This window comes from Winogradskyella luteola, assembly GCF_019203985.1.
Taxonomy (GTDB): domain Bacteria; phylum Bacteroidota; class Bacteroidia; order Flavobacteriales; family Flavobacteriaceae; genus Winogradskyella; species Winogradskyella luteola.
Genome location: NZ_JAGSPD010000011.1, coordinates 1 through 21,443, shown reverse-complemented (window position 1 = coordinate 21,443; position 21,443 = coordinate 1). Strand labels below are relative to the sequence as shown.

The following is a 21,443-nucleotide window of genomic DNA, read 5'->3' as shown; positions in this document are numbered from 1 at the left end:
TCAAGAAGTACCATGATAAGTAAACTTAACCTAGAAAACATACTATTCCTAGATATAGAAACGGTTCCAGAAACTGAAAAATTCAATGATTTAGATCCTACCAAACAGGAGCTTTGGGAGGCAAAATCCAAATATCAGCGTAAAGAAGAGTTTACAGCTGAAGAATTCTATGATAGAGCAGGGATTTGGGCAGAGTTTGGTAAAATCATTTGTATTTCAGTTGGGTATTTTAAAATGGAAGGTGACATAAGAACCCTTAGAGTAACTTCATTTCATGGTAATGAAATTAAAATTCTAAAAGATTTTAAGAATCTATTGATTACACATTTTAGTTCAAACAAGCATCTCCTTTGTGCACATAATGGTAAGGAATTCGATTTTCCGTACATCGCAAGACGTATGATTATTCATAATATAGAATTACCCTATAAGCTCAACCTGTTTGGTAAAAAGCCATGGGAAGTACCCCATTTAGATACCTTGGAGCTATGGAAATTTGGAGACTACAAAACCTACACATCTCTTAAGTTATTGACTAACGTTTTGGGTATTCCTTCCCCTAAAGACGATATCGACGGCAGTGAAGTCTATAATGTCTATTACAAAGACAACGACATTGATCGTATCATCAAATACTGCGAAAAAGACACTATTGCGGTTGCTCAAATATTATTGCGCTTACGCGGTGATGAATTACTCCATAATAATGAAATAAAACACGTCTAGACGACTATTTCTATTTTATAATTAGTTTTTGTGTTTTTTCTTGATTTCTATTTTTAAGCTTCACAATATATACGCCAGCATTTAGTTCTGATGCGTCCACTTGGTGCAAATTAGAGCTAGATAATAATGTCATTTGCTTTACCAATCGTCCTTGCAGATCGTAAATTGTAAATTCAGAATCTAGGTCTAACTGTCCCTTAATATTTATAGTTTGCGTAGCATTTACATTAAAAATGGCAATACCATCAAAATTAGTATCTGTAATGCCTAAAGTACTTTGAGCAAACCTAAGGTAAAAACGCCCTATTCCATTTAAATCAGTATCAGCCGTAAACATATATTCCGAAGTATTCAACAGTGTAAATATGTTGGTATGTCTATCTTCTAAATAAACCTCAATATCTTCGGCGAGAGTTCTTTCAGATATATTGAATACTACTTGTTCCCCTTGAGGAATATGCACTCCCAATGGAATTATAACATCGGATAGTTCCGTGTTTCCAATAGATTGAACACCAATAGCTCTACCGGTATCTTCTTCAACTAATCGTGAATAAATTGCTAGCGAAGGGGATGCACCAAAAATCTCGGAATCGTAATTTGGGTCTTGCCCTAGTGTGGCATTATCCGTAAAGTAGAAATCAGTTTTATAAAAGTCAGACACCCCATTTAGTTTTAATTGTAAATGCGAAATGGTGTTGGTATTATTAGATCTTCCTTCTATAAAATCATCGGAATCTCCTATTGTACGCATTGCGGCTGTAAAGTTGAAATTAATTCCGCTTGTATTGGTTGCCACTAAAAATCCTTGACCAGGCGTTATTACGGCAAAGGGATTGGCTTCTGAATACGCCTGATTCCAAATCTCCCAACCACTAGAAGCATTACCATCGTAACCGTAAATACCAGCGCGTTCTATATTGAATTTTGAATTATTCAAACTCAGAAAATCACTCAGCATAATGTATGAAGGATAAGGGTTTCCTATTAAATTCCATTCTGGTGTAGTAGGTCCAGAAATAAGTACAGGTACCGATACATCCTTGGTCGTTACCAAACCTGAAAATGTAAATGTACCATCATCTGTTGAAGCAGCACGATAACCTTTTGCAACACCTAATTTCTCTGTTTCATCACTTGCATAAGTAACATAGGTATTAGTTACTTTTTCAAAAGGACCAAATAGGTAATGTGTGTTGCCAGCATTGCTCACTATATTAGAATTTGCATCCTTGAAAATATTAAACTGCTGACCAAAAACTGGAGGAGCAACTAAATCATTACCACCAGCGAGCGTGTTAACATGACGTTTATATTGTACATTTCCAACCACAGAACCATTGACAATCAAACTTGAATATTGATCAGAGATTGATTCGAGTATTACATTATCATTAGAAATCAAATTGCCATTAGCAGTAATAGAGCCATTGAAAGCTACAACCACATCTGCGCCAGACTTTACATCAATTGAATTAACAACAACATCTGTATTCACTGTATATGTACCATCTAATATCACAGCATTATTAGCACCCGTAGAACTTGAAGGAGCAAAAGGAGTCCAAGCATCATTGGTATATACTAAATCATTGGTGCCAACCAACTTTACGGTATAGTCTTCCACTTCTCCATATTGAAAATTATCACATGGACCAGGAATTTCGTTATATCGCAATGTTACACGCATTCTGGTTTCTTTCTCCAATGCTGAAGCAGGAACTGTAAAACTACCACTTACTGGTGTATCTTGAGTTGGTACCTGTGTCCAAACCTGTTCATTGTTATCTTCAAAATCGCCATCATTATTGTAATCTATCCAAACAGAATAACCCTCGTCATATAACTGATTTGTCCAAGTTGGTGTTATTGTAATTGTATATTGCGTTTCTTTTCTGAGTATAGTAGATTCAGATGTGAAATCTGAATAAAACTGACCGCCAGATGAATTATCAATAGAACTCAACTGTACTCTACTTATAAATTCGTCACTTACATCTGTACTTGCTGAATTGCAATAGCTTGAAGGATTATTTGCCAATGTTAATACGGCAACTTCGTTACTATCCGTAGAAGTGTTTCCGATGGCATCTTTTGCCCTTACTGTAAAACTATAGATTGTTTCTTCAGAAAGCCCAGTAACTTGATAGGACGTTGAACCTACATTTGTAATTAAAATATCATCTTGGTATATATCGTAAGATGCAACTCCAACATTATCCGTTGAAGCATCCCAATTGAGATCTACACTAGTTGTAGTAACGTTGCTGGCCAATAGATTTAGAGGAATACTTGGAGCTTCTGTGTCTAGTTGGTCCGTGGTTGCATTTACAGAATTACTCTGTGCAGAGCTGTTTTCGGCTGCATCTTTTGCAATCACATAAAATGTGTAAGCGGTACTAGGGGTTAAACCAGTAACTTGATGTGTAAGTGTCTGTACAGTTGCAATAAGGTTAGTGTCTTGATACACTTCATAATCCGTAACTCCTACATTGTCTGTTGATGCGTCCCAGCTCAGGTCTATGGACGATTGTGTAATATTGCTAGCTGCTAAATTTGTTGGAGCAGTTGGAGCCCCAGTATCTGGTTCTAATGTACTGGGATTTATCGTATTACTAGCTGCTGAGCTATTGTTTGCAGCATCTTTGGCTATAATGTAAAAACTATAGGAAGTCTCTGCAGATAGGCCTGTAACTTGGTAAGTAAGAGATGAAACTGTAGCTATAAGACCTCCGTCTTGATAAACTTCATAGTCCGTAACACCAATATTATCTGTAGAAGCATTCCAACTTAAATCCATACTATTTTCAGTTATATTATTGGCAGCTAAGCCCGTAGGTGCTGTTGGTGCTTCAGTATCTGTTAGGGTTCCTGTTATCTCAATATTAAAAGTTTCCTTATAATATCCGCATGATCCTACGGTATAGGTGACCACATAATTTCCTGTTGAAGAAGAAGATAAATCTATTACTCCCGAGCTTGTATTAATTGACAAACCAGAAGTACTGGTAAATGTACCTCCAGATCGGCCAGTAATCGTTGGTGAAGGGTCAGAATCATTGACATCATAAGTGCTTAAAGGATATGTAAACGTTGCAAAATCATTATAGTGTATATCTATATAATCGAGAACAACTGCAGCATACTCTTTTGCAAATGGCACTAAAGTTTGAGGTCGACTATCATAGAAGTTACCATTATAAGTTCCTAAATCCCTGACACGTCTATTTACTTCTGTCATTATACCATCAACATTTCCACCACCATCATTAGAACCAGCACTTGTTCCGCTCCCGTTACCAGAACCATGTCTTCTATTATTGTAATAGTTACCGTCAAAATAAGCATTGGAATGAGGTGTGGTATCATCGCAACTCGTATTCCCGTAATCCGATGCACTAGGCACTGCTCTATAACCAGAGGTTACACCGCAGCCAGGATTCACATTGGTATTATAAAAAACAGCTGGCATTTCTTGAAACAATTGACCTAAACTATTATTACCTCTAATTAGTTCCTCGTGAGTTAGGTTGTTAAGATTAGTACCAACCAGATTTTTAATCGTTGATCTATCGATATTGCTCGTGCTGTTTAAATTACCAGAATTCAATTGATTGGCCGTAATGTTATATCCTATTTCAATTCTCGGAATTGTATGGCTTTGTCCATGTAAATCAATGTAAAGTCCTTTGCCCCAATTGGTTTCTACTGAAGTACTGGCCTGATCTATAAAACTGTGCCAAGCATTCCAATGATCTATAGAGTCAGCATCCCCACAGGTAGCTTCACCTTGTTCTCTATTTGGGTCTAATTTAGAGCGGTGTAGGTTATTGATAATAACGTGTGCATAGCAGCCTGTTAATGCAAATATTTCTGCCTGTATTTCCCTGATTAAAATATCTGTGTTATCATCACGTTCATTGGTACCGCAACTGCGATCTGGTAAAGTAGAATCATCATCTGGGTAAAATACACTTCCAATTGTTTGTCCAGATTGTTTTACACCTCCATGTGGCGCAGAAATTATAATAGGCAAATTACCAGGTATGTATTCTATATATTCTCTGTTATCACCAGAAAATTGTTCGTAATAGATCGAAACACCAGGAGTTTGTGCATTAATTTGTAAGCTAAGAAGTATTGCTATTATTAAGTAAAGAAGTTTAGGTTCTTTTGAGTTTACGTTAAGTAAACTTACTAGCAAAGCGTTTAGGGTTAAGGTAATTTTTTTCATTTGCTTAGGGCTTTCAATGAATTTTGTTAGTCTGCTAATATATTATAAATTATTTCTAAAAACAGATAAAACGCATAAAAAATCGATGAAATGCATTAATTTAAATTATCTAAAAAACATAAATAATTGATTATCATTAATTTAATGATATATTCCTATTCTACTAAATTTTGATACAAATCTGTGTTTTACGCTTATTTTTACTCTTTGATTTTGATTATTTTTACCTATGCCTAATAAAGATTTGTTAAACGTTAAAGATCTGTCTATTTCATTTTTTGATGGAAAAACAGAAAAAAAAATCATTAAGTCCATTTCATTTCAAGTAAAACCAAATGAAATATTGGCTGTCATAGGAGAGTCGGGTTCTGGGAAATCCATTTCATCTCTTGCCATAATGGGTTTATTGCCTAAACAGATTTCAAAAATAACTTCTGGTTCTATTTTGTTTGAAAACATAGAATTAACCAATTATTCTGAACAAAACTATTTAAAGATTAGAGGTAATGACATAGCAATGATTTTTCAAGAGCCCATGAGCTCTTTAAATCCTTCTATGCGTTGTGGGAGACAGGTCGAAGAAATCTTAAGGCAACATTCAACTTTGTCTGCTTCTGAGGTAAAGTCTGAAATTTTACAGCTTTTTGAAAAAGTAAAGCTTCCAAACCCTAATAGAATCTTTAAATCCTATCCGCACGAAATTTCTGGAGGACAAAAACAGCGTGTTATGATTGCCATGGCAATTGCCTGCAAGCCAAAATTACTTATTGCGGACGAGCCCACAACTGCTTTAGATGTTACTGTACAAAAGGAAATTTTAGAGCTGCTGAAAACCCTACAAAAAGAGACAAAAATGAGTATTTTATTTATATCGCACGATTTGTCTCTGGTTGCTGAATTGGCAGATAAAGTTTTAGTGATGTACAAAGGAGAAATAGTGGAACAAGATAAAACCCAAATTATATTTAATTCCCCAAAGCACAATTACACAAAAGCATTGATTGGAGCTAGGCCATCTACTGCATATAGGCTAAAAAAACTGCCTACAATTTCAGATTTTATGGAGGGTGAGGTTAATACAAAACTTATTACCATTGAAGATCGAAAGAAAAACCATGAAAAAATATATGCACAATCCCCATTATTGGAAGTTATTGATGTTGAAAAAATCTATCTATCCAGCAAGGGCTTCTTTTCCAAGGATATTGCTTTTAAAGCTGTAGATGGTGTAAGCTTTAAGGTCTATCCAGGCGAAACTTTAGGTTTGGTAGGCGAATCTGGTTGTGGTAAATCTACTTTAGGCAATGCGATTCTTCAACTAGATAAAGCTACATCTGGAATTATAAAATATAACGGTAAAGATATAACGGGTCTAAGAAAAAAAGAGTTGCGCCGATTGCGAAAAGATATTCAAATTATATTTCAAGACCCATTTGCATCGCTTAATCCAAGACTAACGGTTGGAAACGCCATTATAGAGCCTATGAAAGTGCATAAGATTGGTAATTCTTATGCCGAAAGAAAAGAAAAAGTAATAGAACTTTTAGAAAAAGTAGGTTTAGAAGCCTATGCATTCAGTAGATATCCGCATGAGTTTTCTGGTGGTCAACGACAGCGTATTGGTATAGCTAGAACAATTGCTTTAGAGCCTCAATTAATAGTTTGTGACGAATCTGTGTCTGCATTGGACATTTCAGTACAAGCCCAAGTGCTTAATCTTTTGAATAATTTGAAAGAACAATTTGGATTTACCTATATTTTTATTTCGCACGATTTGGCTGTTGTAAAATATATGGCAGATCAATTGCTTGTAATGAACCAAGGAAGAATTGAAGAATTAGGGGATGCTGATAAAATTTATGAATCGCCTGTGAAAGACTACACCAAAAAATTAATTCATGCTATTCCAAAAGGATTATAGCATGAATATTTTCTTGGTTAACTTTAGAACACCAGAAATAACTCTCATGGTATTTTTTAAGTTTGAAAACATAACATTGTCATTTAAAGTAGGTTCTGGTAGATTTGATTTGGTCGTTTTCATAAGTCATAAAATTTACGGTAGATTTGGGGCAAAATCGTAAATTAAGTTTAGGGTAAATTTGGTTAATTCAATTTGGGATTGCTAATATGGTACATATTTTTAATTTATCGGTTTAAATACCTTATAAATCGATGAAATGCATGTTTATTTAACATTTAAGCACATGATTGAAGATTATGCTTACAAAAATACGATAACTTAGTTGCAGGATTAATTCTAAAGGTAGTATTGTTTATACATTCATTTCTGGTATGTCTCCATCTATAATCAAATGACCTTCGGTTGCATTTTTGATGTCCTCTACCGAAACTCCTGGGGCACGCTCTAATAGTTTAAAGCCCCCATTGGTGACTTCTAAAACAGCCATATTTGTTACTATTTTTTTTACACATTGAACTCCTGTTAAAGGTAAAGAACATGTTTTTAACAACTTAGACGCACCAGCTCTATTGGTATGCATCATAGCTACAATAATATTCTCTGCGCTTGCAACCAAATCCATGGCTCCTCCCATGCCTTTTACCATTTTACCCGGGATTTTCCAGTTGGCAATATCTCCATTTTCCGATACTTCCATGGCACCAAGTATTGTTAAATCAACATGTTGCCCTCTAATCATGGAAAAGCTTGTGGCTGAATCAAAAAAGCTGGCTCCCTGTAATGTTGTTATGGTTTGTTTTCCTGCATTAATAATATCTGCGTCCTCTTCGCCTTCAAACGGAAATGGCCCCATACCCAAAACTCCATTCTCACTCTGAAATTCTACTTCGATATCATCTCTAACAAAATTGGCCACCAATGTTGGGATGCCAATACCTAAATTAACATAGTAACCATCTTTTACCTCTCTTGCTATGCGCTTTGCTATTCCGTTTTTATCTAACATAACTTTAGTTTGTCCATTCGGACCTTATTAAAAAATCTTATTAATTGGAGCTTAATTGTATAAAAGGGATTCCCGCCTTTGCAGGAATAACAGACCTAGGGCCTTTCTCTTACCGTGCGTTGTTCAATACGTTTTTCAAAATGTGCTCCCTTAAATATACGCTGCACAAAAATTCCTGGAATATGAATTTGATTTGGGTCTAATTCTCCAACTGGCACTAATTCTTCAACCTCAGCAACGGTTATTTTTGCTGCACCGCACATGTTAGGGTTAAAATTTCTTGCCGTGCCTTTGAATATTAAGTTACCAGCAGCATCTCCTTTCCAAGCTTTTATAAACCCAAAACCTGCCTCAAAAGCATGTTCTAAAACATACATTTTACCGTTAAACTCTCTAGTTTCTTTACCTTCAGCAACTTCTGTTCCGTAGCCTGCTGGTGTATAAAATGCAGGAAAACCTGCTTGTGCTGCTCTGGCGCGCTCGGCTAGCGTTCCCTGGGGTATTAACTCCACATCTAGTTCTCCAGACAGCATTTGGCGTTCAAACTCATCATTTTCGCCAACATAAGATGAAATCATTTTTTTAACCTGCTTTTGTTGTAGCAATAAGCCTAAACCAAAATCATCTACACCTGCATTATTAGAAATACAGGTCAATCCTTTTATGTTGAGTCTTACAAGTTCTGCTATGGCATTTTCAGGAATACCAGAAAGCCCAAAACCACCAAACATAAAGGTCATATTGTCGCTTACACCTCGTAATGCTTCAGTGACGTTTGCTACTTTTTTATTAATCATGAATTGAGAAATTTAGCTTCTGAAAAATACGAAAGACTGAGCAAACTTCATATTAAAATTTGCCTAAATATTTTGAGAAAATCACAGATATAATTTAAAAATCCACATCAACACTTTGGCCGTCATCTTCATCTGAATCTGCACCAAGATCTCCTTCATCATGGGCTTTACAATCTACATTGATATCTAGTTCTGAAGGTTTTTCAAAGTTACCTGTTGATACGTCTAAGGTTTTATCTGCATAACAAGCTTTCATGTATAAGCCCCAAATAGGTAATGCCATTGCAGCTCCTTGACCGTAAGTAATACTTTTAAAGTGTGCAGCTCTGTCTTCTGCGCCAACCCAAACACCTGTGACTAAATTTGGTACCATACCCATAAACCAACCATCACTTTGGTTTTGTGTGGTTCCTGTTTTACCGGCAATTGAATTTTTAAGTTCGTAAGGGTAGCCTGTAATAATTTCTTTGTAGACAGCCACTTTAGTAGCCCAATTATGCCTTAGTCGTCTTCCTGAACCTGCATTTGTTACTCCTTCCATAAGATTAACAGTCACATAGGCAACTTCTTCACTTAGTACATCTTTACTTTCTGGAGCAACTTGGTACAATACTGTTCCATTTTTGTCTTCGATACGCGTTACCATAACTGGTTTGTTATAAACTCCTTTGTTTGCAAATGTAGAGTAGGCAGCCACCATTTCATACACGCTAATATCTGGTGTTCCTAAGGCAATTGCTGGTACTGGAGTAATCTCTTGCTCTACACCTAACTTTTTTGCCATTTCTACAACAGGTTGAGGACCAATTTCATTCATTAAGCGTGCCGTAATGGTGTTAGTAGAACTGGCAAGTGCATCTTTAAGGGTTTGTTTTCCGGAATAGTTGCCGTCAGAATTTTTTACCGTCCATGGTTCTGGGTTTCCAAATTTATTAGCTTCAATTGTGATAGGTGTTCTTGGGAAAGAATCGCATGGTGACATTTGTAATTGGTCAATGGCTGTAGCATATACAAAAGGCTTAAATGTAGAACCTACTTGTCGCTTCCCCTGCTTTACCATATCGTACTGAAAATGCTTATAATTCATACCGCCAACCCATGCTTTAACGTGGCCAGTTAATGGGTCCATAGACATCATTCCTGGTTTTAGAAACGATTTGTAATAACGCATAGAATCGATGGGTTTCATAACCGTATCTACTTCACTTGCCTTACCATCTATCCATTTAAAAACCGTCATTTCTATAGGTTTATGGAATGAAGCTTCAATCTCCTTATCAGATTTCCCTTGATTTTTTAAAATTCTCCAGCGCTCTCCTCTACGCATACCATCTTTCAACAGTTTATTAATTTCAGATTTGTTGAGTTCTAAAAATGGTGCAGTTGGATTTCTGTCTGGTGTGTTTTGATGATCGAACTCAGCCTGTAATCTTGGCATATGCAATGCTATAGCTTCTTCTGCATATTTTTGCATACGCGAATCAATCGTTGTAAACACCTTTAAACCATCACTGTACAAATCATATTTGCTGCCGTCAGGTTTTCGATTGTTCTTGTCATTAGCCCAATCTTTCATAAAGCCTCGAAGATACTCTCTAAAGTAAGTGGCTATTCCTTCGCGATGCGACTCTGGAGTGTAATTTAAATCCAACTCTGTTGCTTGTAATGAATCTTTTACTTCTTCAGAAATGTATTCATATTTGTGCATTTGAGCTAAAACCACATTACGCCTGTTTTTTACACCAACAGGATTTCTTCTAGGATTATAAAGTGAAGAATTTTTAAACATGCCAACTAGCATAGCCGATTCTTTCATATCTAAGTCCTTTGGCTCTTTGCCAAAATAAATTCTTGAAGCAGAACGAATACCATCACCATTATTACCAAAATCATAAATATTGAAGTACTGCGCAATGATTTCCTCTTTGGTATATTGACGTTCTAGTCTAATAGCAATAATCCATTCCCTAACTTTTTGTAAGGCTCTTTGTATTTTGTTTTGTGAGACTTGATCTGTAAAAAGCTGTTTTGCTAATTGCTGGGATATAGTACTTGCCCCACCTCCTTGTCCAGCTTTAAAAATTGCTCTCAAAGTACCTCTACCATCAATGCCTGAATGGTCATAAAACCTAACGTCTTCAGTGGCGATTAAGGCTTCAACTAAGTTTTTTGGTAAATCTTTATACCCTACAGGCGTTCTATTATCGTTAAAGTAAAATTTACCTAAAGTTTTACCGTCTGATGAAATGATTTCTGTCGCTAAGTTGGTTTCGGGGTTTTCTAACTTCGTATGGTCTGGCATCTCACCTAAAAGTCCCCATGACGCAAAAAGAAACAATAACACAATCGCTAAGATACCTCCTGTAAAGAGCATCCAAAACCATCTTACATACTTTGAAAAACCTTTTACTTCTGTTTTAGATTTAGTTGTCTTCTTTTTTGCCATAGTATTAATTATTGCACTTGTTCTACCCTAAAACCTATATCTGTTATACCCTCTAAATTCTCTATGCCATTAACCTCGCCATTATTGCGCATGGCATGCTGAATATTAACTTTATAGTCTCCATCTTCAGTAAACTTAAATGGTGTTTTATAACCTTTGTACCATAGCATGTTTTCCTTAACATCTGTAAACCCTTCTCCTAGAAGCTCTCCGTTTGGTGCTGCCATTTTATACTCTAAAGTGTCCTTAACTGTTTTTCCGTTTGGATAATTTAGCTCTACAATGAGATATAGATTATTAAATTTATAATCGTTTGTATTTCTTAGATTGACATACAAATTATAGTTGTTTATAGTATCTGGCGCACCAAAGTTGAAACTAGCTACCGAATCCTTATGCCACTCGTTGGGCACGGATTTATAAACATCAAAAGTCGCTTTTGAATCACAAGCCAAAATCAAAAAACATAAACCAACTATGGATAATATGCCATTAATTTTTCTTTGCATTCTGTTTTTGATTACGATTTCTACTGCGGTTTTTGTTTCTGTCCCTATTGTTTTTACGTTTCCTTTTGGATTTTGGATTATCGAAACGTGTTAAACTGTCTTGCCCTACAACGTTTTCAAATTCAGTTTTAGTGTCTTGTATATGCTCAGCAGCATACTCTTCTAAACTGGCAACTTTCTCTTTTTTCTTGTTTTTAGCAATGATTTCATTGGCTTGTTCTGTAGTAATGACATGCCAATTCATCCATTCTCCCTCATAAGCATACCACATTAAGCCTTTAAAAATATCCGTCTTTTGGCATACTGCAGTTCCCTTTTCGGTATAAAGTTTGGTATCATTTTTTGGAAATGCCTTTAGGGCATCTAAATAGGCATCTAATTCGTAGTTTAAGCAACACTTTAATTTTCCACATTGACCTGCCAATTTCAGCGGATTTAAAGATAACTGCTGATATCTTGCTGCAGATGTACTTACGGATCTAAAATCTGTTAACCATGTAGAACAGCACAATTCCCTTCCACAAGAGCCTATCCCACCAAGTCTTGCTGCTTCTTGCCTAAAACCTACTTGACGCATTTCAATACGGGTTCTAAACTCTCTGGCAAAAACTTTAATGAGCTCCCTAAAATCCACACGCTCTTCAGCTGTGTAATAAAACGTAGCTTTACTGCCATCACCTTGATATTCAATATCCGAAATCTTCATCTTAAGTTTAAGATCTATGGCAAATTGACGCGCTTTCACCTTCATGGGCTCTTCTTTGTCTCGCGATTCGGACCAGATGTCTATATCGCGTTGCGAAGCTTTTCGGTATATCTTTAGAACATTTTCTTCATCGTTGATATCAACTTTTTTGCGCTTCATTTGCACGCGTACCAATTCGCCAGTTAAGGTTACCATACCTATATCGTGACCGGATTTTGCTTGGGTAGCGACAATATCGCCTATGCTTAATGTTAAATTCTCAGTATTTTTGTAGTATTGTTTTCTTCCGTTTTTAAAACGTACCTCAACACCTATAAAAGGGTCTTGTCCGTTAGGAAGCGACATGTTAGCCAGCCAGTCGAAAACAGTGAGTTTATTGCAGCTATCCGTGCCGCAAGTCCCATTGTTTTTACATCCTTTTGGTTGACCGTCTTTACCAGTTGAGCAACTGTTACAAGCCATAAAAGTTATATATATTTAATCTAGATCGCAATGTCTAGATAAAGGATTCATAATTTAATAATGAGTAAAGATACTATTATTTCTTTAGTTGAATAAAGTGCTTTTATTTAAACCTCTGCCGGAAAAAAGATAAACTGAAAGAAAATTATAAAGCTGAACAAAAATAAGTCAGTTAAGCTCTATCTCGTAATTGAGTTTATTTGAAAGCGTTCTTAAATGCGATTTTGATTTAAACACGTTTGAGAGCAATAGTTGACTCCAGCCAATTTTTTTAGAATATGTATTGAACGTTTCTGCTCTCCAATTAAAACCATCTTTCCAGAATTTATTTGGCGAAATGTAACAAAACGTATAATCGAATATAAAACTCGATGTGTTTTCATCTTTAAGTTTTTCGAGTTTGTTTGGAGCCATAAGGGTGATATTGTTCTCAGCGCAATTCGCTCTAATTTTAGACACTAAACCCGTATAGTCTTTTTCTAAAGAAGAAATGTCAAAATCATTGTATTCTGTATTTCCAATTTTTTGAATCGGCCTCAACTGAAGTATATCAAAGCCCGAAGCATCAAAATGCTTAAAAAAATCTTCTAGCTCATAAAAATTATCCTTATTGAATGTGTAGTTGATTCTAACTTTAAAGTCGTACCTAGCTTTTAACGTTCTAAACGCGGCAAATGCATTTTGAAATTTTTCATAGCTTGCTTTTTTCATGAAGCTTTCATAGCTCTCTTTTGTAACACCATGAAGCGATATGGTGAATTCATTAAGACCTGCGATAAGTAACTCTTCTATTTTTTCTTCGGTGAGTAAGTTGGCATTTGTAGTTAAAGATATATAGGGCACATTATACTGCTTTCCGAGTCTTACAATTTTTGGTAAATTCTTATATAGCGTTGGCTCTGTGCCACAACCTATTTGCAACTTCAAAGCTCTGTTAAAAATGGCTTTAGCGACAAGATCGAGGTCTTGGTCTTTAAACTGCCCCTTTAGTGTTTTTACATAATCCGCATCTGTAAAATAGCACATTTTACAACGTAGGTTGCATGCCATTACTGGATCTAGGTTAACTGCCAGATAGCGTTTATTAAGCTTATGAAGTACATATAGTGCTAAAAACTTAACTCTATGACTTTTTATCCTTCTGTTGAGCTTCAAAAGCTTGTAAACATTCATACTGTTTTATTTTTTTAAGCTCTCAAATATATTTCTTAAGTCTTTTTTATAAGGCAAGTGATCTGCTCTTCCTTTTTTAAATATATCATTGCTATTGCCTTGTCCCTTTCTCAAGGCTTTTTGTTCTTCGTATGGCAATTTAATGATTTCTTGGCACTGTGTAGAACAACAGTTGTCCATTTTTTCTTTACATTCTTCACACTGAATAAACAATAAATGACAAGCCTCATTAACACAATTAGTGTGTAAATCGGCTGGTTTTCCACATTGATGACAATTAGCTATAACATCATTACTTATACGTTCTGATCGTCTTTGGTCAAATACAAAGTTTTTTCCTATAAACTTATTTTCTAAACCCTCAGCATCAACTTGTCTAGCATAATTTATAATACCTCCTTCTAACTGATACACATTCTTGAACCCTTTGTGCCTGTAATAAGCACTAGCTTTTTCGCAACGGATACCGCCAGTACAATACATTACAAGCTTCTTATCGTCTTTATGCGCTCTTAAATCCTCTTCAATTAAGTCTAGGGATTCCCTAAAGGTATCTACATTTGGTGTAATGGCATTTTTAAAATGGCCTATTTCACTTTCGTAATGATTACGCATATCTACCAAAACCGCATTTGGGTCTTCTATCAGTTCATTGAATTTCTCTGCGTTAACATGAATACCTTTGTTTGTAACATCAAAAGTGTCATCATTAAGACCATCTGCAACGATTTTATGTCGCACCTTCACTTTTAATTTCAGAAAAGCAAAATTATCGTGCTCTATGGCAATATTTAATCTTACATTTTCTAAAAACGTAATAGTGTCTAAGTGATTTTTAAACGTTGTAAAGTTATCAGCTGGTATAGATAATTGTGCATTTATACCTTCGTGAGCGACATAGATTCTACCTAGGACATCAAGCGCGTTCCAAGCCAGGTACATATGGTTTCTAAAAATTTCGGTATTGCCTATTTTGGCATATTTGTAGAAAGAGATCGTTAAGCGGTCTTTGCCTGCTTTTTCAATGAGTTCTGCTCTTTCTTTAGCGCTTAAGTTATTGTACAGTTGCATGCTATACTAATTTTTAAGGTTAAAGATTTTAATATACACCTTCCCCAAGGTTTCGGTGTGTGTGCAAAGGTATTTATTTTATTGGATTAGCATAAAAAAAGCACTTTGAATTTATCAAAGTGCTTTTCTAACCAACCAATTAACTTAAAACTTATTGAAAAAGGTCATTTAACTGAGATATATCAGCTACTGCTTAAAACAACAGTAAAACACCTTTAGTTTTTCGCTAACTTGAGAAGTTCTTCTTTAAAAGAATATTTTATCAAGCCTTTTTCATAGCAATTTTTTCCTTTTTCATTTAGTAGATGTAAAAAGTGTAAAATGGTTGCGTCATAAAATTGAAAAAAATAAAATAAGTGGTATTTTTGATATCAATTTTAATTAAGAAAACAGAAGAAATGAGTAGTGAAAAAGATGCAAAATTAAAAGCGTTAAAGTTAACGCTAGATAAGTTAGATAAAGCTTACGGCAAAGGAACGGTAATGAAAATGAGTGATCAGGCCATTGAAGATGTAGATGCAATTTCGTCTGGTTCTTTAGGTTTGGACATTGCTTTGGGTGTTGGTGGTTACCCAAGAGGTCGCGTTATAGAAATATATGGGCCGGAATCTTCGGGTAAAACAACTTTAACGCTTCATGCTATTGCAGAAGCACAAAAAGCTGGCGGAATTGCAGCTTTTATTGATGCAGAACATGCCTTTGATCGTTTTTATGCTGAAAACTTAGGTGTAGATATCGATAATTTAATTATATCACAGCCAGACAATGGTGAACAAGCCCTAGAAATTACCGATAATTTAATTCGCTCTGGTGCTATTGACATTGTTGTTATTGACTCCGTAGCAGCCTTGACTCCAAAAAGCGAAATAGAAGGCGAAATGGGAGATTCTAAAATGGGCTTACATGCACGTTTAATGTCACAAGCCTTAAGAAAGCTAACAGCCTCCATCAGCAAAACACATTGTACCGTAATTTTTATCAACCAATTGCGCGAAAAAATTGGTGTAATGTTTGGTAATCCCGAAACTACTACAGGTGGTAATGCCCTAAAATTTTATGCTTCTGTACGTTTAGATATTCGTCGTTCTACTCAAATTAAAAGTACAGACGGAAACGTAATGGGCAACAAAACGAGGGTTAAAGTGGTTAAGAATAAAGTTGCGCCACCATTTAAGTTGGCAGAATTTGATATTATGTATGGTAAAGGAGTCAGTAAAGTTGGTGAAGTCTTAGATTTAGCCGTTGAGCGTGATATCATAAAAAAGAGCGGTTCTTGGTTTAGTTATGGAGATACAAAGCTTGGTCAGGGACGTGATGCCGTAAAAACTCTAATTAAGGATAATCCTGACTTAATGGATGAATTAGAAGAAAAAGTTAGAGCATTAATAAATGACAACTAACAACGTGAAATAAAAAGTCCTGAAAAAAAATCAGGATTTTTTTATTTTTCGACGCAACCTTTTTACACTTTCTACATCTATAAATAGAATTAGTTATAATATATTACAATGAAAAAGTGCACTTTAGTTTTTATTGTGTTATTCATGATTTTCACCTCCTGCTCTGTTGATGAAGGGTCTGGACCTGATTTCTCTTTTCAATTTATGCCTATTGAAAGCGTAGAAGTTCCCGAGGAATTTATACATGGTGAAACCTACACGATAAATGTAAATTATACACAACCTAACTTATGTTATGAGTTTAATAGTTTTGCTTATGACATTGACGAACAAACGAGAACTGTAGCTGTTGTTAACACGGTGTACGATGCCGGAGGTGATCCTTGCCCTGGTGAACCCCAAGTTGTTAGTGTAGGTTTTGATTTTACAGTAACAAGCACAGAAACATATGTATTTCAGTTTTATCAAGGTGGAAACACTGCGGGTGTAGATCAATACCATATTGTTGAAGTACCAGTGTCTATGGGTAGACAAAGTGTTGATCCAAAAAATTAAGTAATTATTAATTAATTCCAATAACAATGTGAGTTTAGACAGACTCATAAAAAATTGTATTAAACAAGATGCTGAAGCTCAAAGCCAATTATACAAGCAATATGCCAGTAAATTATTTTCGCTTTGTCTTAAGTATTCTAGAAACTATGCTGAGGCAGAGGATAACCTGCATGATGCATTTATAACGATATTTAGTAAAATAAATCAGTATAATAGTAAAGGTTCTTTTGAAGGTTGGTTAAAACGGATTGCAATTAATACATCATTGCAGCGCTACAGGGAAGATGTTGGTGTTTACGATATTGTAAACGAAGAGAATATAGAAGATGTTTCGGTAAACATAAACGATAAAGATATAAGTATTGACTTTTTACTGAAAATCGTTCAAGAATTGCCAGACAGGTATAGATTGGTATTCAATTTGTATGTATTAGATGGTTATTCGCATGTGGAGATAAGTGAATTGATTAATGTTTCAACCGGAACCTCAAAATCAAATCTTGCTAGAGCGCGATTGATTTTAAAAGATAAAATAGAAGATTACAGAGCGAATAAAAATTCGCGATCATTATAAATAATGAAAGAGAAGAAGAACATAGATAGGCTTTTTCAGGAAAAGTTTAAAGATTTTGAAGCAGTACCAGATGGTGCGGTTTGGAATCGTATAAGCGAAAGTCTACCTAAGAAAAAGAAAAAACGCAGAGTCGTTGCTCTTTGGTGGCAAGTTGGTGGTGTTGCCGCAGTGATTGCCCTATTGCTTACAGTGGGTGTATCTGTATTTAATTCTGAAACTAAATCTACCGAAACCCCTGTTATTGTTGACACTGAAGACACCTCTAAAGACAATAAAAACGACAGCAATGGAAATATTCCTTCAAATCATAATAAGGAAGATAAGCCAAGTAATGATGACGATTTTGAGAAGATTGAACTTGTAGAATCAGATAAAAATGAGGAACCCAATCGTAATGACGGTAACAATCCTCAGAACAAAAACACTTCTAGCAGATTAACATCTCCTATTCACTCAAACCCTAATGCGGTTGCTGAAAATCCTAGTGAAAAAGAAGAGAAAATACGTTCTCAAAAACACAAACCTTCAGTTATTATTAGTGGGAGCAATAGCACTAAAGTAGCTAAGGTAGCAGAAAACACTGATATTAAAGACTCAGAGAACAACAAAAAGACAGCGCTCACTAATGAGGATGAAATAAAATCAGTAATAAAGGAAACTATAGGAAATAATAAAACCGCAGTTACCGATAACACCACAAAAGATACTGATGCTTCTAGTATAGAAAGTGCAGATACCGATACTATTAATGATAGCGATAAAAAAGATGATACCTTATTAGAAGATCCAAAAAAACAATCTATTAAAGATGCCGTTGCGGCTCAAGAAAACGAAGACATTGATGAAAAAGAAAAAGAAGATGAGCAGAGCAGGTGGAGCATTGCACCTAATGTTGCACCTGTTTATTTTAGTTCTTTGGGCCAAGGATCTTCAATACATAGACAGTTTAATGAAAACTCTAAGAGCAGCGATGTAAATATGAGCTATGGTATTTCTGGTGCCTATGCTATTTCAAGTAAATTAAAGGTGCGTGCTGGTATTAATAGGGTTAATCTCAACCAAACCACTTCAGATGTATTAGCTTTTACAGATGGTGAGTTTGCATCGCGAGGTACTCAACAAACTCAAGTGGGAAATATCAGTGCAAAAAACGGGTCGGGAGATGTAACATTAATGAGTGCAAATGTGTTTAACCGAAACTCTTCACCAGAGCTTTTTAATACTAAAATTGCAGGTGATCTCGATCAACGTTTCAGTTTTATAGAAGTGCCTTTAGAGTTGGAATATCGTTTGGTTGACAGAAAATTTGGTCTCAACGTTATTGGTGGTTTTAGTACGTTTTTCTTAAGTCAGAATGAAATATACGTTGATATTGACGGAACTTCAACTTTAATCGGTGAAGCCAGCAATATCAATTCAACAAGTTTTAGTGCCAATTTCGGATTGGGACTAGATTACAAGTTGTCAAAACAATGGAATATTAATCTTGAACCACAGTTCAAGTACCAAATAAATACATTCAATAATACGTCTGGTGATTTTAGGCCTTTCTTTATTGGAGTATATACAGGATTAAGTTTTAAGTTTTAGGTTAAATTTAAATTAGGTTGTTAAGTTATTGCAAATCTAAATGTCACAGAACAGGAAAACTATAAAGCAATGGTGACAGCAATAATAAAAAAGCTACTCGTGGTTAGGGTAGCTTTTTTAATGCCTTAACTATTTAATGCGTCACAAATTACGGTTCTTACCTTTTCATTAAGGGCTTTGGTGCTTTCAATTGTTAGTCCCTCTGTTTTAAAAAATTTATGGATTTTAGCACGCATCTTTCCTGGACTTCCGCTAAAAAACGTATATGAAAATCGCTTTTTATTATCGTAAAATGTAATAGGCACAACCGGAATCTGATGATTAATGGCTAAACGAAACGCTCCGTCCTTAAATGCATCGAGCAAGATATGTTCCTCTGGCACTCCACCTTCGGGAAAAATACAAATACTTAAGCCTTGTCTTAATCGCCTTTGTGCTCTCAAAAAAACAGCTTGTCTACTCCTTGCGCTACTTCTGTCCACTAAAATACATGTACGTTTGTAGAAGAATCCAAACAATGGAATTTTTGCCAATTCCTGTTTGCCAACAAATACAAAAGGATTTTTTACAGAAACGAGCATAAGCATAATATCTGTCATAGAAGTATGGTTGGCAACAAACATATAACTCTTCTTAGGGTGAGGGGTTTCTTCTCTAGTAATTTTATAATTGAAACCCATACCCACTAAAATAAACTTCGCCCAAAAACGTGCTAACTTAAAAAAAAAAGGATACCATTGTTCTCTAGAAATAGAGATTGAGAGTATTGGAAACAAAACAATAATTGGTAAGGCTACCAAAATGTAGAACCAAATGCGATACAAAAGCCAAAAAGAGTATTTAAAAAACTTCATCAGCCCAAAACTAGGGAAATAGTTCTGTTAAAAAAATTATCTTTGTTTTCGATTTTAGAATTAAGTTTAATTTAATGAGATTCCCATTTTTTTGGGAAGTTGGCATGGCAAGAATACTAACAGGCATACAAAGTACAGGAACACCACATCTAGGTAACATTTTAGGTGCAATTTTACCAGCAATAAAAAAAGCAAAAGATGAAGCTAATGATTCTTATTTATTCATTGCAGACCTACACTCATTAACGCAAATTAAGGATGCTGAAACCTTACGCAATAATACTTACTCTACTGCTGCAACTTGGTTGGCCTTTGGGCTAGATATCGATAGTACTGTATTTTACAGGCAAAGTGACGTACCTCAGGTTACTGAGCTCGCTTGGTATTTAAATTGTTTCTTTCCTTTTAAACGATTAGAATTAGCACATAGTTTTAAGGATAAAGCAGATCGATTAGATGATGTTAATGGTGGTTTGTTTACCTATCCAATGCTTATGGCCGCAGATATTTTATTGTATGATTCAGAAATCATTCCGGTCGGTAAAGACCAAGAACAACATATAGAAATGACCCGTGACGTTGCATCGCGTTTTCATGCTAAAATGGGTGGCGAAACTTTTGTATTGCCAAAAGCAGATATCCAAAAAGATACTATGTTGATTCCTGGAACCGATGGTGCCAAGATGAGCAAAAGTAAAGGTAATATTATTAATATATTTTTACCAGAAAAGAAATTGCGAAAGCAGATAATGTCTATACAAACCGATAGCACACCACTAGAAGATCCCAAAGACTGGAAAACCTGTAACTGCTTTGCGCTTTATAATATACTTGGTTCTGATGAGCAAGTAATAGAAATGAAAGCCAATTACGAAAGAGGTAACTATGGTTATGGCCATGCCAAGCAAGCTTTGTATGAACTGATTTTAGAACGTTTTGCTAAACCTAGAGAACGCTATAATTATTATATGGGCAACCTTAACGAAGTGGATACTGCTTTGTCTAAAGGAGCCACTAAGGCAAAATTAGTGGCTGATGATGTATTGAAGCGTGTTAGGGAAAAAGTTGGGTATTAAGGTTATGAAAAAAGAAATGTTAAGTCCTTTATTTACTTTCTTGGCTATGGTTTTAATCATTATTTCGAGAGTAATCGATACAGATAGAACGGGCGACATCATCGGCTATCTTGCAATTATAGTTGCCATATTAGCTTTAGTTCAAGTCTATAAAATCTACAGGAAGTTTAAATAATTGTATCTATCGCATCTAATAAATTTAAATCTAATATAGTTGTTAAATAATGTTCTAGCCAGCTAAAGCATAGAATGATTTAAACATAGATTTTCTATTAGAAATCAATTGGTCTTTCTTAATCATATGCACCATTTCAATACCGGACAAAGTTCTTTTGGCGGA

The 21,443-nt window shown here is 35.3% G+C and carries 17 protein-coding genes; 7 read left to right on the top strand and 10 right to left on the bottom strand.

Annotated elements, in window-relative coordinates; genetic code table 11:
* Nucleotides 1-12: 12 nt before the first annotated feature.
* Complete coding sequence (locus KCG49_RS12920; protein WP_218547069.1) at nt 13-726, top strand: 3'-5' exonuclease; 714 nt, start codon at nt 13-15, stop codon at nt 724-726.
* Nucleotides 727-736: 10 nt separating this feature from the next.
* Here KCG49_RS12920 and KCG49_RS12915 read toward each other — a convergent pair whose 3' ends face one another.
* Entirely contained in the window at nt 737-4,960 is a 4,224-nt protein-coding gene (locus KCG49_RS12915) for a fibronectin type III domain-containing protein (protein ID WP_218547068.1), read from the bottom strand.
* Between the two features lie 229 nt (nt 4,961-5,189).
* Between KCG49_RS12915 and KCG49_RS12910 the strand changes: the two genes are divergently transcribed.
* Nucleotides 5,190-6,881: an ABC transporter ATP-binding protein gene (locus KCG49_RS12910; RefSeq protein ID WP_218547066.1), complete on the top strand. Its 1,692-nt coding sequence runs from the start codon at nt 5,190-5,192 to the stop codon at nt 6,879-6,881.
* Here KCG49_RS12910 and KCG49_RS16490 read toward each other — a convergent pair.
* The 8 genes from KCG49_RS16490 to trhO form a co-directional block, all read right to left on the bottom strand.
* Nucleotides 6,876-7,004 carry a hypothetical protein gene (locus KCG49_RS16490; RefSeq protein WP_256260003.1) on the bottom strand — a complete coding sequence of 43 codons (129 nt, stop codon included), beginning with the start codon at nt 7,002-7,004 and terminating at the stop codon, nt 6,876-6,878. The genes KCG49_RS12910 and KCG49_RS16490 overlap by 6 nt on opposite strands.
* Before the next feature lie 232 nt (nt 7,005-7,236).
* Nucleotides 7,237-7,890 (bottom strand): 3-oxoacid CoA-transferase subunit B, encoded by a 654-nt coding sequence (locus KCG49_RS12905; RefSeq protein ID WP_218547064.1) that lies wholly within the window; start codon nt 7,888-7,890, stop codon nt 7,237-7,239.
* Between the two features lie 95 nt (nt 7,891-7,985).
* Nucleotides 7,986-8,687: a CoA transferase subunit A gene (locus KCG49_RS12900; protein WP_218547063.1), complete on the bottom strand. Its 702-nt coding sequence runs from the start codon at nt 8,685-8,687 to the stop codon at nt 7,986-7,988.
* A 94-nt stretch (nt 8,688-8,781) separates the two neighbouring features.
* Nucleotides 8,782-11,133: a penicillin-binding protein 1A gene (locus KCG49_RS12895; RefSeq protein ID WP_218547061.1), complete on the bottom strand. Its 2,352-nt coding sequence runs from the start codon at nt 11,131-11,133 to the stop codon at nt 8,782-8,784.
* 8 nt (nt 11,134-11,141) lie between these two features.
* Complete coding sequence (locus tag KCG49_RS12890) at nt 11,142-11,642, bottom strand: gliding motility lipoprotein GldH (RefSeq protein WP_218547060.1); 501 nt, start codon at nt 11,640-11,642, stop codon at nt 11,142-11,144.
* Complete coding sequence (locus tag KCG49_RS12885) at nt 11,626-12,810, bottom strand: PSP1 domain-containing protein (protein ID WP_218547059.1); 1,185 nt, start codon at nt 12,808-12,810, stop codon at nt 11,626-11,628. The genes KCG49_RS12890 and KCG49_RS12885 overlap by 17 nt, the downstream gene beginning before the upstream one ends.
* A 168-nt stretch (nt 12,811-12,978) precedes the next feature.
* Nucleotides 12,979-13,983, bottom strand: a complete 1,005-nt coding sequence (locus KCG49_RS12880) for a radical SAM protein (protein WP_218547058.1) — start codon at nt 13,981-13,983, stop codon at nt 12,979-12,981.
* Nucleotides 13,984-13,989: 6 nt separating this feature from the next.
* On the bottom strand, nt 13,990-15,054 hold the full coding sequence (gene trhO / locus KCG49_RS12875; protein ID WP_218547057.1) for an oxygen-dependent tRNA uridine(34) hydroxylase TrhO: 1,065 nt from the start codon (nt 15,052-15,054) through the stop codon (nt 13,990-13,992).
* Between the two features lie 398 nt (nt 15,055-15,452).
* Here trhO and recA point away from each other — a divergent pair, with 398 nt between their 5' ends.
* The 4 genes from recA (at nt 15,453) to KCG49_RS12855 (ending at nt 19,173) form a co-directional block, all read left to right on the top strand.
* Nucleotides 15,453-16,454 carry a recombinase RecA gene (gene recA / locus KCG49_RS12870; protein ID WP_218547056.1) on the top strand — a complete coding sequence of 334 codons (1,002 nt, stop codon included), beginning with the start codon at nt 15,453-15,455 and terminating at the stop codon, nt 16,452-16,454.
* 108 nt (nt 16,455-16,562) lie between these two features.
* A complete protein-coding gene (locus KCG49_RS12865; protein ID WP_218547055.1) occupies nt 16,563-17,009 on the top strand; it encodes a hypothetical protein in 447 nt (148 codons plus the stop codon).
* A 28-nt stretch (nt 17,010-17,037) separates the two neighbouring features.
* Complete coding sequence (locus tag KCG49_RS12860; protein ID WP_218547053.1) at nt 17,038-17,583, top strand: RNA polymerase sigma factor; 546 nt, start codon at nt 17,038-17,040, stop codon at nt 17,581-17,583.
* A 3-nt stretch (nt 17,584-17,586) separates the two neighbouring features.
* Nucleotides 17,587-19,173, top strand: a complete 1,587-nt coding sequence (locus KCG49_RS12855) for a hypothetical protein (protein WP_218547052.1) — start codon at nt 17,587-17,589, stop codon at nt 19,171-19,173.
* Nucleotides 19,174-19,298: 125 nt separating this feature from the next.
* Here KCG49_RS12855 and KCG49_RS12850 read toward each other — a convergent pair whose 3' ends face one another.
* On the bottom strand, nt 19,299-20,027 hold the full coding sequence (locus KCG49_RS12850) for a lysophospholipid acyltransferase family protein (RefSeq protein ID WP_218547050.1): 729 nt from the start codon (nt 20,025-20,027) through the stop codon (nt 19,299-19,301).
* 104 nt (nt 20,028-20,131) lie between these two features.
* On the opposite strand from KCG49_RS12850, the gene trpS reads away from it, so the two are divergent.
* The gene (gene trpS, locus KCG49_RS12845; protein WP_218547177.1) at nt 20,132-21,103 is read left to right on the top strand and encodes a tryptophan--tRNA ligase; all 972 of its coding nucleotides are present in this window, start codon (nt 20,132-20,134) and stop codon (nt 21,101-21,103) included.
* Nucleotides 21,104-21,443: the final 340 nt, after the last annotated feature.

What these genes read in the sequence shown, in the direction of transcription:
- KCG49_RS12920 (WP_218547069.1), top strand. Translation starts at nt 13, where the DNA reads ATGATAAGTAAACTTAACCTAGAAAACATACTATTCCTAGATATAGAA.
- KCG49_RS12865 (WP_218547055.1), top strand. Translation starts at nt 16,563, where the DNA reads ATGAAAAAGTGCACTTTAGTTTTTATTGTGTTATTCATGATTTTCACC.
- trpS (WP_218547177.1), top strand. Translation starts at nt 20,132, where the DNA reads ATGGCAAGAATACTAACAGGCATACAAAGTACAGGAACACCACATCTA.
- KCG49_RS12850 (WP_218547050.1), bottom strand. Translation starts at nt 20,027, where the DNA reads ATGAAGTTTTTTAAATACTCTTTTTGGCTTTTGTATCGCATTTGGTTC.
- trhO (WP_218547057.1), bottom strand. Translation starts at nt 15,054, where the DNA reads ATGCAACTGTACAATAACTTAAGCGCTAAAGAAAGAGCAGAACTCATT.
- KCG49_RS12890 (WP_218547060.1), bottom strand. Translation starts at nt 11,642, where the DNA reads ATGCAAAGAAAAATTAATGGCATATTATCCATAGTTGGTTTATGTTTT.
- KCG49_RS12900 (WP_218547063.1), bottom strand. Translation starts at nt 8,687, where the DNA reads ATGATTAATAAAAAAGTAGCAAACGTCACTGAAGCATTACGAGGTGTA.
- recA (WP_218547056.1), top strand. Translation starts at nt 15,453, where the DNA reads ATGAGTAGTGAAAAAGATGCAAAATTAAAAGCGTTAAAGTTAACGCTA.
- KCG49_RS12915 (WP_218547068.1), bottom strand. Translation starts at nt 4,960, where the DNA reads ATGAAAAAAATTACCTTAACCCTAAACGCTTTGCTAGTAAGTTTACTT.
- KCG49_RS12880 (WP_218547058.1), bottom strand. Translation starts at nt 13,983, where the DNA reads ATGAATGTTTACAAGCTTTTGAAGCTCAACAGAAGGATAAAAAGTCAT.
- KCG49_RS12855 (WP_218547052.1), top strand. Translation starts at nt 17,587, where the DNA reads ATGAAAGAGAAGAAGAACATAGATAGGCTTTTTCAGGAAAAGTTTAAA.
- KCG49_RS16490 (WP_256260003.1), bottom strand. Translation starts at nt 7,004, where the DNA reads ATGAAAACGACCAAATCAAATCTACCAGAACCTACTTTAAATGACAAT.
- KCG49_RS12895 (WP_218547061.1), bottom strand. Translation starts at nt 11,133, where the DNA reads ATGGCAAAAAAGAAGACAACTAAATCTAAAACAGAAGTAAAAGGTTTT.
- KCG49_RS12885 (WP_218547059.1), bottom strand. Translation starts at nt 12,810, where the DNA reads ATGGCTTGTAACAGTTGCTCAACTGGTAAAGACGGTCAACCAAAAGGA.
- KCG49_RS12905 (WP_218547064.1), bottom strand. Translation starts at nt 7,890, where the DNA reads ATGTTAGATAAAAACGGAATAGCAAAGCGCATAGCAAGAGAGGTAAAA.
- KCG49_RS12910 (WP_218547066.1), top strand. Translation starts at nt 5,190, where the DNA reads ATGCCTAATAAAGATTTGTTAAACGTTAAAGATCTGTCTATTTCATTT.